The sequence below is a fragment of the Pedobacter caeni genome (assembly GCF_900129215.1).
Taxonomy (GTDB): Bacteria; Bacteroidota; Bacteroidia; order Sphingobacteriales; family Sphingobacteriaceae; genus Pedobacter; species Pedobacter caeni.
The window spans coordinates 1-15238 of record NZ_FQUQ01000007.1; the positions used below are offsets into that span (position 1 = coordinate 1).

General features: G+C 42.0%; 15 protein-coding genes and 1 pseudogene. 4 read left to right on the plus strand and 12 right to left on the minus strand.

Annotated features, from left to right (window positions below; all coding sequences use genetic code 11):
• Positions 1 to 278: pseudogene (locus BUC20_RS28900) on the minus strand (DUF6266 family protein); the annotation flags it as partial.
• A gap of 342 nt (positions 279 to 620) precedes the next feature.
• Between BUC20_RS28900 and BUC20_RS28905 the strand changes: the two are divergent.
• Entirely contained in the window at positions 621 to 1841 is a 1221-nt protein-coding gene (locus tag BUC20_RS28905; protein WP_200801095.1) for a peroxiredoxin family protein, read from the plus strand.
• Positions 1842 to 1916: 75 nt separating this feature from the next.
• Here BUC20_RS28905 and BUC20_RS28910 read toward each other — a convergent pair whose 3' ends face one another.
• The gene (locus BUC20_RS28910; RefSeq protein WP_073236771.1) at positions 1917 to 2528 is read right to left on the minus strand and encodes a GIN domain-containing protein; all 612 of its coding nucleotides are present in this window, start codon (positions 2526 to 2528) and stop codon (positions 1917 to 1919) included.
• Positions 2529 to 2775: 247 nt separating this feature from the next.
• On the opposite strand from BUC20_RS28910, the gene BUC20_RS28915 reads away from it, so the two are divergent.
• Entirely contained in the window at positions 2776 to 5670 is a 2895-nt protein-coding gene (locus tag BUC20_RS28915) for a DEAD/DEAH box helicase (protein WP_073236774.1), read from the plus strand.
• Here the strand turns inward: BUC20_RS28915 and aat are convergent.
• Positions 5667 to 6299, minus strand: coding sequence for a leucyl/phenylalanyl-tRNA--protein transferase (aat, locus tag BUC20_RS28920; protein WP_073236777.1), 633 nt, complete (start codon positions 6297 to 6299; stop codon positions 5667 to 5669). The genes BUC20_RS28915 and aat overlap by 4 nt on opposite strands.
• A gap of 69 nt (positions 6300 to 6368) precedes the next feature.
• Here aat and BUC20_RS28925 point away from each other — a divergent pair, with 69 nt between their 5' ends.
• Positions 6369 to 6737, plus strand: coding sequence for a YccF domain-containing protein (locus tag BUC20_RS28925; protein WP_073236780.1), 369 nt, complete (start codon positions 6369 to 6371; stop codon positions 6735 to 6737).
• Here the strand turns inward: BUC20_RS28925 and BUC20_RS28930 are convergent.
• Positions 6734 to 7711, minus strand: coding sequence for an App1 family protein (locus tag BUC20_RS28930; protein WP_073236783.1), 978 nt, complete (start codon positions 7709 to 7711; stop codon positions 6734 to 6736). The two genes, BUC20_RS28925 and BUC20_RS28930, sit on opposite strands and share 4 nt — an antisense overlap.
• Before the next feature lie 53 nt (positions 7712 to 7764).
• Between BUC20_RS28930 and BUC20_RS28935 the strand changes: the two genes are divergently transcribed.
• Positions 7765 to 8640 (plus strand): diacylglycerol/lipid kinase family protein, encoded by an 876-nt coding sequence (locus tag BUC20_RS28935; RefSeq protein ID WP_073236786.1) that lies wholly within the window; start codon positions 7765 to 7767, stop codon positions 8638 to 8640.
• Here BUC20_RS28935 and BUC20_RS28940 read toward each other — a convergent pair.
• The 8 genes from BUC20_RS28940 to BUC20_RS28975 form a co-directional block, all read right to left on the minus strand.
• Positions 8637 to 9287: an energy transducer TonB gene (locus BUC20_RS28940; RefSeq protein ID WP_073236789.1), complete on the minus strand. Its 651-nt coding sequence runs from the start codon at positions 9285 to 9287 to the stop codon at positions 8637 to 8639. The two genes, BUC20_RS28935 and BUC20_RS28940, sit on opposite strands and share 4 nt — an antisense overlap.
• 18 nt (positions 9288 to 9305) lie before the next feature.
• Positions 9306 to 10013 (minus strand): peptidoglycan DD-metalloendopeptidase family protein, encoded by a 708-nt coding sequence (locus BUC20_RS28945; protein ID WP_073236792.1) that lies wholly within the window; start codon positions 10011 to 10013, stop codon positions 9306 to 9308.
• Positions 10014 to 10024: 11 nt separating this feature from the next.
• A complete protein-coding gene (gene rbfA / locus BUC20_RS28950) occupies positions 10025 to 10402 on the minus strand; it encodes a 30S ribosome-binding factor RbfA (RefSeq protein WP_073236796.1) in 378 nt (125 codons plus the stop codon).
• A 20-nt stretch (positions 10403 to 10422) separates the two neighbouring features.
• On the minus strand, positions 10423 to 11613 hold the full coding sequence (gene hflX, locus BUC20_RS28955; RefSeq protein WP_073236799.1) for a GTPase HflX: 1191 nt from the start codon (positions 11611 to 11613) through the stop codon (positions 10423 to 10425).
• Positions 11614 to 11635: 22 nt separating this feature from the next.
• Positions 11636 to 12427: an indole-3-glycerol phosphate synthase TrpC gene (gene trpC, locus BUC20_RS28960; protein WP_073236802.1), complete on the minus strand. Its 792-nt coding sequence runs from the start codon at positions 12425 to 12427 to the stop codon at positions 11636 to 11638.
• A gap of 2 nt (positions 12428 to 12429) precedes the next feature.
• Positions 12430 to 13002, minus strand: a complete 573-nt coding sequence (locus BUC20_RS28965) for an anthranilate synthase component II (RefSeq protein ID WP_073237607.1) — start codon at positions 13000 to 13002, stop codon at positions 12430 to 12432.
• A 19-nt stretch (positions 13003 to 13021) separates the two neighbouring features.
• Complete coding sequence (locus BUC20_RS28970; protein ID WP_073236805.1) at positions 13022 to 14425, minus strand: anthranilate synthase component I family protein; 1404 nt, start codon at positions 14423 to 14425, stop codon at positions 13022 to 13024.
• 325 nt (positions 14426 to 14750) lie between these two features.
• Complete coding sequence (locus BUC20_RS28975; RefSeq protein ID WP_073236808.1) at positions 14751 to 15185, minus strand: cytochrome B; 435 nt, start codon at positions 15183 to 15185, stop codon at positions 14751 to 14753.
• Between the last annotated feature and the right edge of the window lie 53 nt (positions 15186 to 15238).

The window sequence follows — 15238 nt, forward strand, 5'->3', positions numbered from 1 at the left end:
TTTAAAGCCTTCTTTTTAATATAAGAAGTAGCCAGATTATGTGCGTTTTTAACTGTTCCCTGAGCTTCCAGGTCAAAACTGACACTGATAAATTCTCTGATGGACTTCACCAGACGCATCGTTACCGACATCTCCTGGCGGTTGGCCAGCTGATTGATGCTTGGTTTACCCGGATCGCCTATCGTACGACAAACATGTTGTCCGTTTAGCACATAAAATACCAGGTTGTGTAATTTTCCGTTTAAGGTCCCTAATGGACCATTTGCTGCTTTCGCCATATTTAAAGAGTTAATTGTTTAATCACAAAAGTTAACAACCTTATACTCAACAACACTAATATAAGTAATAAATTTTATTAAAGTCAATACAACAGCCGTACACGGCCTTCATTTACTTCTAATTTAGAATTAATTTTCATCAGACAACAATAGGGCTTGACAGGGCTCCAGGCCCTACAGGGCCCTACCAACCTCCTCGCAAGAAAGCAGCAAACCAGCAGCAACTGAAGACCTGGTACGAAGGCTTATGCTGCAATAATGCCTGTTACCCCATCGAAAGCACAATCCAGCTATAAAGCTCAATTGATTCTCTTAACTTTACATCATCAAAAAAATATAGACATGATGAGGAAATACGGATTTTTAAGCATACTGACGCTCTTTTCTCTCTTCTGCAATGCTCAGTTCAATTTGCAGCCAGGAAAATGGAAAGGAACTTTACAACGAGAAGACGGGCATCACATCCCTTTTGAATTGGCCATTGAAAAACAAGGTAAAAAGCCTGTTTTTTACATTGTCAATGATACGGAACGAATGAAAACAGAAGACATCGTAATGTCTAAAGATTCCATTTTGATTAAAATGCCGGTATTTGAATCTTATTTCAGGGTTAAAATCATCACCAAAGACAGCTTAAATGGGGTCTGGATCAAAGGTGGATCTGCAAAAGACCTTGTGATGCCTTTTTATGCAGTAAGCGGGGTTAGCCGTTTTCCTAAAAAAGCTCCGGGCAACCTTCAACAGGTAGCCGGGAAATGGAAAATGGAATTTACACGGGTCGATCAGACGAAAAGACCTGCTATTGGCGAGTTTAGTCAGCAGGGACAACAGATCAGAGGATCTGTATTGACCCCTGCAGGAGACTATCGTTATCTTGTCGGAACCCTTGCCGCTGACTCTATGTTTCTTTCTACATTTGATGGCGTGCATGCCCTCTTCTTTGCCGCAAAAATCACGAATGGAGCGCTACGGGGAAATTATTACAGCAGCGCATCTAAACCTGAACCATGGGTAGCAGTGAAAGATGCAAACGTGACCTTAGACCCTCCTGTTACCGCAGTCAAGGAAGGTTCAGATGGCCTTCTGGATTTCAGTTTTAAAGATCTCGATGGGAATGCAGTATCACTAAAAGACAAAAGATTCAAAGACAAGGTGGTTGTTCTGCAACTGATGGGATCATGGTGCCCCAACTGTATGGACGAGATGGCTTTTCTAAGCGATTACTACCGTAAAAATAAAAACAGAGGGATTGAGATCATTGCACTGGCTTATGAGTTGAGTACAGATAAGGCTCGCTCCAGGAAGAGCCTGAAGAAGTTCCAGCAACAATTCAAGGTGGAGTATCCGATGCTCAATACCGGGGTAACAGTAGGAGATCCACAGCGTACTGAAAAGACATTACCTCAGTTGACACAGATTAAAGTCTTCCCAACCACGATTTTCTTAGATAAGAAGGGAAAGGTAAACAAAATCAATACTTCATTTTATGGTCCGGGAACGGGGAAATACCATACGGAATATAAACTGGAGTTTGAAAAGACCATCACTAAACTTTTAGAGTAGATTCCAGGATCCTATCACAAAAAAAAGCGACGGGGATCACCCCGCCGCTTTTTACTTCACTGCAATTCTTCCTTCCTATTTCACCAATACCGTTTTCGTGTTTGCAGCAATTCCTGTATCCGAGTTGGTCATTTCTGTTCTCAAAGCAGCGAACTTCTCTGTATCCAACATGGAATTTCTATTTTTAACAATGATGTGCTCGTTGGCAGTACCTGCTAATTTCAGGTCTGAAATATCTTTGGTCACTGTATACAAGCTATTGATGGTCGCTTTTACATTTGCAGTAGCGTTATCCTCAAGGAACACCTGTAATACTTCCAGGTTAAACTTCCCTGAAGTAGTTACCTGTGCACCTTTAGAAGCATCTATTCTTTGTAAGTCTGTTACCGCTATCGTCACTTCCAATGGTTCTGAATCTGTAGAATTCACAAACAAAGTATACCCTTTTTGCTTGAATGAAATTTTAGTTCTATCAAATTCACCATTTACTGAGATGTCTTGTCTTGATCGCTGAACAAGTGTCAGTTTTACATTTCCGCTGACCACGATCTTGTTAAAAGTTGACAAGGGAGCAAAAACTCCTGATGGGTTTTTATCTGCTGCTACAGCATTGCTGGTAAATACAGATGTAGATAAAACAAGGGCTGTTAATGTTAGTGCGAGTAATGATTTGAATGAGGTTTTCATAATATTTTGTTTTTAAATGATTTCTTAAGGTTTTGTAGATAAGACGCGTCCCTTTCAGAAACGTTTCACTCATTTTCAGCGTTTTAGACCACAATGTTTGAATACCCGACCAAACGGTATTTTTTTTCGACGAACGGGCAGAAAAAAAATTGGTTAATTCTGCGATTTTATTTGAAAGAAGCTCAATTTGCTGTATGTTTAAAGATTTTTAAATGCTTACCCTCCCTTTGTTTTAACTTTTTAGCTAATGTTACGAGTAGATAGTTCTAAACCCTGCAAAATTGTATACTCTTTATGTAAGCATGAGTTTTTCGGCTATTTGATCGAACCCCATATTGTTCAGTTGAACCCACAAGGTGATTTTTCATTGACCTATCAGCGGATATTCTCGCATACGGCAAATGAATTCGCCAGACATTTAACCGAGAAAGACCTAAAGCTTATCAAAATCCTTGACGAGACCGAACAAGATTTCATCATCAAGAAATACCATAAGAAGCCAATCCGCCCTGTTGAGTTCTTCAGTAAGTTTTTCAATGAGAAATTTTATGAAAGTGTGCGCCCGAAAATTGAGAAGAAACTTTCCGAGGTGTTAGAACTGATCAGAATAGATGGCGAGCTTTACCTGATGGACAGCGACGGCTGGCCTGCAGAGCGCAAAATCGAGCTTGCTGCCGAAGCCGCAACGGTCCTGTTTCATTTCAGACGCAATGCCATGGAAACCCGGTATTTTCCGACCATAAAATATCAGGGAATGCGAATAGATTTCATGTTTAAGGAAGCACAGGTGGTGAGCAACCAACCGGCCTGGCTCCTGCTAAATGACATGCTCTATTTCTTTGAGCAGGACATTGAAGGCAAAAAACTGATGCCTTTCCTGAATAAGCGATACATCACCATTCCCAAAGCAACCGAAGGCGCTTATTTCGAGAAGTTTGTAGCCCCATTGATCGAAAAATACCATGTTTATGCAGAAGGTTTCGAGATTAAAACGGAGAAACATGACCCTACACCGGTGATCAAAGTGATATATGTAGATTCAGGGATTTCACAACTGCAATTGTACTTCAAATATGACACTCATGCCTTTGCCATGGGAAATGAGAAGAAAATAACGGTTCATTTAGAAAAAGAAGAAGACAATTACATTTTCACCAGGATCAAAAGAGATGCGGCATGGGAAAAACAAAAATTTGCGGTATTGACCAATCTGGGCTTAAAGAAAACCAGTCCGCTTTACCATAACCTCGAAGTACCACCAAATAAGGACGAAGATCAGTCTTATGCCATCATCAATTGGGTAAATGAGCACATTGAACAATTAGAAGCAGAAGGCTTCGAGATTGAACAGCATCAGGGTACTAAAAAATTCCTCTTTGCCACCAATAAAATAGATTTTGAGATCAAGGAAGATAACGATTGGTTTGACATCAATGCCATTGTTTATTTTGGCTCACATCCCATTCCTTTCATCTCCTTAAAACAACATATCCTTCATAAAAAGAGGGAATTTACCTTGCCTGATGGTTCCATTGCCATCATTCCGGAAAAGTGGTTTACCCAATACGGCAGTTTATTCAGTCTCTCTGACGGAGGAAAAGCGCTAAAGTTAAAGAAACACCATATCGGCCTGATCAATGAGCTGGCAGAAGACGGAATTGCCAATGTTACCCTCAGCCGGAAACTGGAAAGGCTCAACGATTTTGAAAACATTGCCGACACTCAAATGCCGGTACACTTTAAAGGAGACCTGCGCAGTTACCAGAAAGCAGGTTACAACTGGTTCAGCTTCCTCAGGGAGTACAACTTTGGCGGATGTCTGGCTGATGACATGGGTTTGGGTAAAACCATTCAAACCCTGGCTATGCTTCAGAAAATCAAGGAAGAAGATGAGCAGAATTCCACAAAAAGCACTTCGCTGATTGTGATGCCCACCTCTTTGATTTACAACTGGCTAAATGAGGCCAAAAAGTTTACCCCAAAACTGAAGATTCATGCCCATACCGGAAGCTCCAGGAATAAAGATGTGAGTCAGTTTGCAAAATACGACATCGTCATTACCACCTATGGCATTACGCGGGTAGACATCGACCTGCTTAAAGAATACTATTTCAATTATATCATTCTGGATGAGAGTCAGAACATCAAGAACCCTTCTTCCAAATCATTTAAAGCAGTAAGGGCACTTAAATCCAGACATAAACTGGTACTCAGCGGTACGCCGGTAGAGAACTCGGTGAGCGATCTATGGACGCAACTGACCTTCTTAAACCCGGGTTTATTAGGCACACAGGCCTTTTTCAACGAAGAGTATGTGCAAGCCATAGAGAAAAGGAAAGACGAAGAGAAAGCACGTAAACTACAGGCCATCATCAAACCTTTTGTATTGCGCAGAACCAAGGAACAGGTGGCCTCAGAACTTCCGGCAAAAACAGAACAGATCTTTTATTGCGATATGAGTGAAGATCAGGCTGCGTACTACGAAAAGACAAAATCTGCTTACAGGAATGACCTGCTGAGCAGTATGGACGATGGAACGTATGCTAAAAAGCAAGTGCAACTTTTACAGGGGCTAACGGCATTGAGACAACTGGCGAATCATCCGGTGATGATCGACGAGCAGTATACTTCTGATTCCGGAAAGTTTGAAAACGTGATCCATACGCTCGACAATGTGCTGAAAGGCGGTCACAAGGTTTTGATCTTTTCTCAGTTTGTAAAACACCTGAACATCTTTAAACAGTATTTTGAGCAGGAATCCATCCCTTTTTCCTACCTCGATGGCGCCACAAAAAACCGTGGAGAGATCGTGGCAGAGTTTCAGGAAAATACGGATCTTAAAGTTTTCCTGATTTCAATTAAAGCGGGCGGTGTTGGTTTGAACCTGACACAGGCGGATTATGTATTCATTCTTGATCCATGGTGGAATCCGGCAGTAGAACAACAAGCCATTGACCGGACCCATAGAATCGGGCAGGAAAAGAAAGTTTTCATCTATAAATTTATCGCAAAAGATACGGTGGAAGAAAAAATCCTTGCTTTGCAGAACAGAAAGAAAAGACTGGCAAGCTCCTTAATTACTACGGAGGAAAGCTTCTTTAAGTCGCTCAGCAAAGAAGACATCAGGGAAATCCTGAACTAAGTAGTGAGCATGGTATAATATTCTTCCCGGCTGATCATTAAAGCCCCCAGGCTCATCAAATGATCATTGGGCAGCTGACAGTCGATCAGTTTAAAGGCATTGGTCTGGCAAAGCCAGATCAATGCTGTTTTAGAAGCATTGCTCAGCAGGCTAAACATACTTTCCCCGCAAAAGACATCTCCGATCTGAACCCCGTAAAGTCCGCCACAAAGTTCTCCATCCTTCCAGACCTCTACACTTTTCGCATAACCGTATTCGTGTAAGGCAATATAGGCTTCCTGCATTTCTGTAGTAATCCAGGTTCCGGGATTATCTTTTCTGCCCACCATTGCACAATTTCTGATGATTTCAGGAAAAGCCTGGTTATAGGTCACTTTAAAAACCTCATCCTTCAATACCTTTGCCATACTCTTGCTGATCTTTACCTGATCGGGATAGATTACACAGCGCTCATGAGGGGAATACCAGCAAATAGGATCCTCTTCACTAAACCAGGGAAAAATGCCATGATGATAAGCTAAAAGCAACCTGTTGATGCTCAGATCACCACCTATTGCCAATAATCCATCCTCCTCAGCCAGTGCCGGATCGGGAAAACTGATCTCCTTTTCATCTAGTCTAAAAACCATATGCAATAATAAAACAATACCTTTAATGTAACTAATCCTTCTTTATTTCATCTCAATTAAAAGCACATCATGAATTTTATAGGCAATATTATCTGGATCATTTTTGGGGGTATATTTATCTTTTTCGAATATATTATCGGAGGTCTGATCCTTTGCCTGACCATCATCGGCATCCCTTTTGGACTACAGTGCTTTAAATTTGCAATTGTCGGATTGGCTCCATTTGGCGTAAAAATCACGGATACCTCTTCCAATACCGGATGTCTTTCTACCATTATGAACATCATCTGGATTGTTTTTGGTGGTTTCTGGATTGCCTTAACCCATTTGTTTTTTGGCCTTCTTTTCTGCATTACCATTATCGGGATTCCTTTTGGCAGGCAACATTTCAAGCTGATGAACCTGGCCTTTACTCCTTTTGGAAAATCCATCAGTTAAAAACCGATCAATCCGATCTTTTTGGAATGTGCGATGGCTTCTTTGCTGTGGCTAAACAGGCAGGTTTTAATCCCTTTAGCTTCAATTTTAGCCAGGAGTTCCAGGGTCATTCCTGCCCTTGATTTACGGATATTTCTGATATAAACGGCTTCAATATTCTGAGGATACTTTTCTGCAATGGTCGCATAAATAAAAGGGTCTTTTTGAGAATTGTCTCCGAAAAAGACGAACTTCTGATTTGGAAAAGCATCCAGGATCCGCCTCACCCGCAGCAGTTTCCCCTCATGACCTGTTTTGCCGGTCTTGAGTAAGTCAGTCCATCGCTTGATCTGGTTCAGCAGAAATGCGCCTTCCGGTAATCCGTTAAACCTGAAGGTTTCTACCAGATAGTCGTACAGGTTCCATTCGCTGCTGGATACATAAAAAAAAGGATTGGGTTGTTCTGCATCCGTATGTGATAAGGCCAGTAAGCCATAATGCTTCTTTGCATCGACAAAAGTTTTCCTCGTTCTTGGGTTCTTAATGAAAAGCTCTCTGAGCCTCCTTCCGATCTTTGCGGAATAGGAAATCATTACGGTATCGTCGATGTCTGAAATGAAAGCATATTGGGTAATATGAGGCACATAGACCTTTCCTTCTGTCCTTGCCAGTACAGTATCTCCTTCTCCCAGGGCTTCGACTTTTACCTCATGCCATCCGGCAGCCACATTTTCCAGTGCTTTCCACTCAAATTTAAAAAAGCCATCATAGGCCGTTTTCTGATGGACGATCTGCCCTTTAAAATCCAGACGAACCTTCACATAAGGTGCTGGTTTAACACTGAATAACCTGAGTAGGTGGACAATGTTCACAAATAAATTGTCGCTGTATACTTGTGTGGTCTTTGCCTTGAAATCAAACACATGCCCATAGAGCACCAGATTGTGCGTATGTCCATAGCCATGATATACCTTAACACTGGTAGAATTATTCATTGCTATTTAAAACAGAGTTAGGCTAAAGTTGTTTGTGATATTAAAGATTATCAATGGGAAAAAGCAATTCAAGCCCGAAATTACTGTTTATTGTAAACCCGGGTTCTGGAAATAACGAGATAGATTTTGCAGAAGCAATACGTACCTACTTTGAATCCGGAAACACGGACTTTGAGATTTATGAACTGTTTAAAGGCTGTAGCTTAGATAAATTACGATCAGTCATTACACAATCAAAGGCTGACCGGGTAGTGGCTGTTGGAGGAGATGGAACCTTAAAACTGGTGGCCGAATGTCTGGAAGGCATGGATATCCCTATCGGCATTATTCCTGCGGGATCAGCCAATGGCATGGCCAAAGAACTGGGGATTCCTCAGGAACTGGATGCTGCACTGGATCTGGTGGTAAATGGTCAGCCAAAAAAGATTCATGCAGTGAAAGTAAACGGAGAGCTGTGTATCCATCTTGCCGACATAGGTTTTAACGCCTATATTGTGAAGAAGTTCGATGACTTGCCTCAACGCGGAATGTGGGGTTATACCAAAGCGGCCTGGAAAGTACTCTGGAACCATAGTAAAATGGAGGTAGAAGTTAAGATCAAGGATAAAACCATCCGCAGTCAGGCGGCAATGGTGGTGATTGCCAATGCCACTATGTATGGCACAGGGGTGAAGATCAATCCCGAAGGAGACCTTACTGACGATCTTTTTGAAGTGATTCTGGTGAAAGAATATTCGGTGATGGAAATCTTAAAAATCAGGTTTACCGACCTCCCTTTTAATCCTGAAAAGATCGAACTTTTTCAAACAAGAGACCTGAAGATCAAAACAAAGCGCAAAGTACATTTCCAGGTAGACGGGGAATATATGGGAAAAGTAAACCGTGTGGAAGCTTATATTCTTCCTGCAGCGATCACGATCATTGTTTAATGGCAGTATTGAGCAATCAGCTCATCTGCCAGCTTTGAGCCCATATTTCTCACAAACATAAAGTCTTCGCAGGCGCCCTGAAGGTCTTTCTGTTTCAGTTTGCGCTTGCCATCGCTGATGCGTTCCTTTAAATAGGCTTCATCATAACCGAGATCAGCTTTCAGGCGCAGGATTCTGGCTTCTTCTTCCGGCTTATATTTAACCGAATCTTTGTTTTTATAGAAATTGAGAACGGCATTTGTCATGCCTTCATTGGATTTATAATTGGTGATGGCCAGCTGAATCTCTTGTTTGCTTTTCACATCACAACCATATCCGGATAAGTTAAAAATCATCGGTGCAATCATGACAAGGGTGGAATCGTGTCCAGAAGGGACCTCCCATTTGCCACTACTCAGCCGGATCAGTCTTAAAGCCTCATCGTCCAGGTCAGTTCCGATTCCTTTACGAACCACAGAATGGTATACCTCCCCTTTTTTATTGAGCTTAAATCCGACCGTTACCACACCCTGAATGCAATTTTGCAATGAATATGGGGGATAGACCTTATTGGTCATGACAAATGCCTCCAGGCCTCCTTTTAATTGAGGTTGTGCCTGAACGATAAGTCCCGCGAGAAGAAATAGTGCTAAAATAATTCTGCCCATGTACTAATTTACGCATTTTTAAATCAATGCGGATTTAAATGTATGTTTTAATAACGGAGCAGGGTCAGGAGAATTGCCCAGAAAAGCTTCTTTTTTGGAATATTGACATACTCCAGGGTAATCTCCTTTAAAAGCATACATATTGAATATCAGCTGAAAATGCAGATGTGGCGGCCAGAACCCATTTTCTTCAGCAATGCCAAAACGGGCAAAAGCCTTCCCCATAGGGATCTGTTGCCCTTCTTCCAGTCCGGCCAGGGAATCCAGGCTCAGGTGTCCGTATAAAGCATGAAAAGTTTGTCCCTTGAGGGTATATTTCAGGATGATGGTTGCTCCATAATCTCCATACTGATCATTGAATTTGAAACTATGGACTACAGCATCCTGGAAGTTATAAACCGGGGTCCCTGCAGGTCCCCAGATATCGATGCCCAGGTGTAAGCGACGAGGTTCTTCGGCAGTGTCAAAATGATGACTCCGGGCATAGATCGTCCGGTGTTCATCATACCCACCGATACCGTAACGGGCATGATGAGCATGGAGCTCATCTGCTACCCAGGCACTAAAAGTAGTGGTATCTTCCAGGATTTCCGTTGTGATGGCCTTGTTATTTGCAGTCAGGTCAAAGGTATAAAGCCGATCTGTTTCCGGATCAAAATCTACCACTTTTCCTATGGTTATGCCTTCCAGATTTAACGTTGTTTCTGTTTGTCCTGCTAACTGCATCGTATAAAAGGTTATTCCGCTTCTTCGTCTGTTTCTTTACGTTCCTTAGAAATTTTGTCGAACAATTTATCCATGTGTTCTACATATTCATTGGTATCATCAAGGAAGAAGGTTAAGGTAGGTACAACCCTTGCCTGATGGCGGATTCTTGCCCCTAATTTATACCTGATCTCACTGGAATGAGAGTTGACTTCCGCCACAGATAAAGTGGTATTGTTGGTATTTAAAAAGCTTAAATAAACCTTTGCTACTGCCAGATCCGGAGAAACACGGACTTTGGTAATGGTAACCAGGGTATTTGGTAAATATGCTGCTCCTTCACGTTGAAATATAGCTGCTAATTCCTCTTGCAGGACTCCGGCAAATTTCTGCTGACGTTTACTTTCCATAATTATTCCAATCTTAAATATTAATATAACAGCTTATCATAAGGATAGCGCTCGGTATGTAAAGCGACAACTTTATCGTACAATAATTGCTTAAATTCTTCTAAATTCTCTTTGTGTAATGCAGAGATGAATAAGGCTGGCGCATTGTCATTGGCCATCCAGCTGCGCTCAAACTCTTCGAGCGTAAGCGTCGTTTTTTCTCCATTTTCTGTATCTATTTCCGGGCTCACATAAGCATCAATCTTATTGAAGATCATGAAAGTAGGCTTATCTCTCGCCCCTAAGTCTTTCAATGTTTCGTTCACCACATTGATCTGATCTTCGAAATTGGGATGGGAAACATCAACTACATGGAGTAGTACATCCGCTTCACGAACCTCATCCAGTGTAGATTTAAAGCACTCTACCAGATGGTGAGGCAATTTTCTGATGAACCCTACCGTATCTGATAGAAGAAAAGGCAGGTTATCGATCACCACTTTACGTACGGTTGTGTCCAGTGTTGCAAAAAGTTTATTCTCTGCAAACACTTCAGATTTCGCCAGCATGTTCATGATCGTCGACTTACCCACGTTGGTATAGCCTACCAATGCCACGCGGATCAGTTCCGTGCGGTTTTTACGCTGTGTTTCGTTCTGCTTATCGATCAGTTTCAGACGGCCTTTTAGTAAAGAGATTTTTTCCAGAATCATCCTTCTGTCACTCTCAATCTGGGTTTCCCCGGGACCTCTCATCCCGATACCCCCTTTCTGGCGCTCCAGGTGGGTCCATAAACGGGTCAATCGTGGTAGTAAGTATTGCAGCTGAGCCAGCTCCACCTGCGTTTTTGCCTGTGCAGTTTGTGCCCTTCCGGCGAAAATATCAAGGATCAGGTTGCTCCTGTCCAGGATCTTTACCTGAAGTTCACGCTCAATATTTCTCAGTTGTGATGGCGACAATTCATCATCAAACACCACCATATCTATCTCTTCCGACTTGACGTAAGCCGCTATTTCTTCTAATTTCCCGGTACCTACGAAGGTAGCACGGTCTGGTTTCAGCATTTTCTGCGTAAACGAACGGTCTACCACACCACCGGCAGTATCTACCAGGAATGCCAGTTCATCCAAAAACTCTTTGGTTTCTTCCTGGGTTTCTCCTGGTCTAATTACGCCAACAAGAACAGCACGTTCAGGTTTAAGCGCGGTATCATAATATTTCTGTTTTCCCATGTAAAGTACAAAGATACAAAAGTTATACCGAGATCAGCTGACTGACAAAGTCGGTCATAGATGCGCCCGGGTTTTCGGTTTTCATAAAGTTCTCCCCAATCAGGAAACCATCGAATCCTGCGGCACGCAGCTCATTGATCGTTTGCGGATTGCTGATGGCACTTTCAGAGATTTTCAGGAAGTCGTCCGGAATCTCATCTACCAGGTCAAAAGAGGTTTGAATGTTCACGGAGAAATCAGCAAGGTTGCGGTTGTTTACCCCAATGGCATCCAGTTCCGGAATCACACTTCTTTGTAGTTCTTCCAGGTTATGAACCTCCAACAACACATTTAAACCAAGACTTTTAGCAAATACGGCCAGGTCTTCGATCTCATCCGGTGTCAGGATTGCGGCGATCAGCAAAATGATATCTGCCCCTAAAGCTTTCGCTTCCAGGATCTGATACTCATCGATCATGAAATCTTTTCTTAAGATAGGGATCTGATTTACTGCTCTGGCAGCCAGCAGGTCATTGGTATGCCCACCGAAAAAATCTACATCCGTCAGCACTGATAGCGCAGAAGCTCCCGCAGCTGCGTATGCCGTAGTTACCTCTTCAACAGTCACTTTGTCATTAATGATCCCTTTTGAAGGGGAACGGCGCTTAAATTCGGCGATGATGCCACTGCGTTGATCGTCCAGTAAAAAATCTTCAAAAGAATAAGGGACGCGGTTGAAATGCAATGCAGCTTCCAGTTCTTTGATGGAAACATTCGCTTTGGCGAATTCCACTTCTTCTCTTTTGCGCAGTACGATTTTATCTAAAATATTCATAATTAATGCTCTAACCAGTTTTTCATCATTTGTTTACCATGTTCCGTAAGGACACTTTCCGGGTGAAACTGAACACCTCTGACATTGAATTCGTTGTGTCTCAGGGCCATGATCTCGTTGTCCTTATCGGTTGCCGTTACGGTAAGGCAATCCGGTAATCCTTCATTACTCACTACCCAGGAGTGGTAACGCCCTACATTGATCACTTCAGGGCAATCCTTAAACATCACTTCCTCTTTATCCAATACCGAAATTGGTGTCGCAATTCCATGCATCGGACGACCTAAATTTAGTAAAGTTCCGCCAAATGCTTCTGCAATTGCCTGTTGCCCTAAACAAACGCCAAAGATACTTTTAGTTGGTGCATATTTTTTAATGACTTCCAGGAGCAAACCCGCTTCTTCGGGGATTCCAGGGCCAGGCGACAGGATGATCTGGTCATATTGGTCTACATCTGCAAGGTCAAACTTATCATTACGCCATACCTCCACATCTCTTCCCAGTTCATTGATTAAATGCACTAAATTATAGGTGAATGAATCGTAATTGTCTATTACCAGTACTTTCTTCTGCATGTTCGTATGATTTGTCATGTTATATTCCTGTGGCCATTTCTATTGCCCGGCGAAGGGCTGCAATTTTGTTATTTACTTCGTTCATCTCATTCTCAGGGATGGAATCGGCCACAATGCCCGCCCCTGCCCTGTAATGCAAATGGTTATTTTTACTCATAAAAGTCCGGATCATGATGGCATGGTTGAACTTATCGTCAAAGCCCATATAACCAATGGCACCGGCATAAAAGTTACGCCCTAATCCTTCATATTCATCGATCAGCTGCATGGCCCTGTATTTAGGTGCACCGCTTAATGTTCCGGCAGGGTAAGTATCTGCGACGACCTTAAATGCAGAAGTGTTTTTCTGCAGGTTTCCGCTTACTTTGGACACCAGATGAATCAAATGAGAATAGTATTGCACCTCTTTGAAGGATTTTACTTCTACCCCTGTGCAATGTCTGCTCAGGTCATTTCTTGCCAGATCTACCAGCATCACATGTTCTGCGCTTTCTTTAGGATCCTGTTCTAATTTTCTGGCCAGCTCTGCATCCTCCTCATCATTTCCTGTCCGTTTAAAAGTTCCGGCAATAGGGAAAATATTGGCTACATTATTTTTGATCGTAATTTGTGCTTCCGGTGAAGAACCAAACAGTTTGAAACTTCCATAATCGAAGTAAAACAAATATGGAGAAGGATTGATGGAACGCAGGCAACGGTACACGTTAAACTCATCTCCTAAAAAACCCTGTTTAAATGCCCTGGATGGTACGATCTGAAACACATCTCCCCTAAGGATATGTGTTTTCATCTTGTCTACGATATCCATGAATCCCTGATCGGTCAGGTTTGAATGTTCTTCACCTGTAGTTTTAAAGCTATACTCCGGAAAGTTTTTATTCTGAACCAGGTATTCCATCTTCGTCAGGTCCTCATCCTCATCTCCGTTAAACGTGTTTTTGAACAGCGTCACTTCATTTTTAAAGTGATCGATGGCAATGATGTACCTGTAAATATGGTACTGCATTACCGGAATCTCTTCGTCTGAAGGGCATTCTGCTTTGAAAGTGATGTCTTCAAAGTTGGGAATGGCATTCCAGGTAAAATATCCGAACAGACCATTGGAGATATACCGGGTATCTTCCACTACTCCCGGCTGAAACTGCTGCTTAAACGCATCAATTTCTTCTGTGAGTACAAAATTCTCTTTTTCCGTTTTCTTTCCATCGGGAAAATAAGAAGATAAGATGCCGTTGTTCAGGGTGATCCCCGCAACAGGTTCTGCACAAACATAACTTACCGAGTTTTCGCGACTGTGGTAGTCGGAGCTTTCCAATAAAATGGTATTTGGGAATACGTCTCTTAACCTTAGGTAAATGCTTACCGGCGTTGTGGTGTCGGCAAGGCGTTTCTTGTAAGTGGTGTTAATGATATAGTTCTTCATCTTAATTCCTGGGTTTCATTAGTATGTATTTTCTTTTTACCGGCTGTTCAGAGATCATGATCTTATTTCTTTGCAGCCCTGCTGGTTTTATTCTTTTTTGTCTGGTTTTTGTATCGTCGTATAAAAAAAATCACAACAAAAAACCCGACGTGTGGTTACGTCGGGTTAAAGTGTGGTTTGGTTTAGGTTGATAAACTATAAGGTACACGAAGCTACGACGAAACTCTTTTCAGAATTACTGCGCCATTGCCAAGTATGTATATTGTTAATCATGAGCAACAAAAATATAAATAAATCTTACAACACCAAATTAAATTGTGAAATTTTATGAGACTCCCCAGAATGTCCTTGCAGGATCGGCCTTAATCATGGCAATAATTGCCGCCACAATAACGACCAATCCAAGACCAAAATATAGGGCAATAGTGCGGTGTTTGCCTGCTGGATCATCAATTCGCTTCGATCTTGCGTTTCCAACGGTAATTAAAACCGCCGCAAAAATCATCATTCCGATGTGCTCCATTTTCCAGTATCTGATTCCTGCTTCTACCAATGGGCTCAGGAAATATAATATCAAGCCAAATAAAATTTGGACGTGGGTAAAGATCAATGTAAAAACATTCAATTTCCTGTTTCCTTCTGTATATGGTTTTTTACCTAACCATCCTGCCAATGCCTGAATGATGGCCAGTACCAATAAAATTAAAACCAAGTAACGCCATCCTGAATGCGCACTTCTCAAAATCTGATAGAAATTCATAACTGTGTTTTTCTTTCAAACTTAACTAATAAATTACTTGATTATAAAAAAGA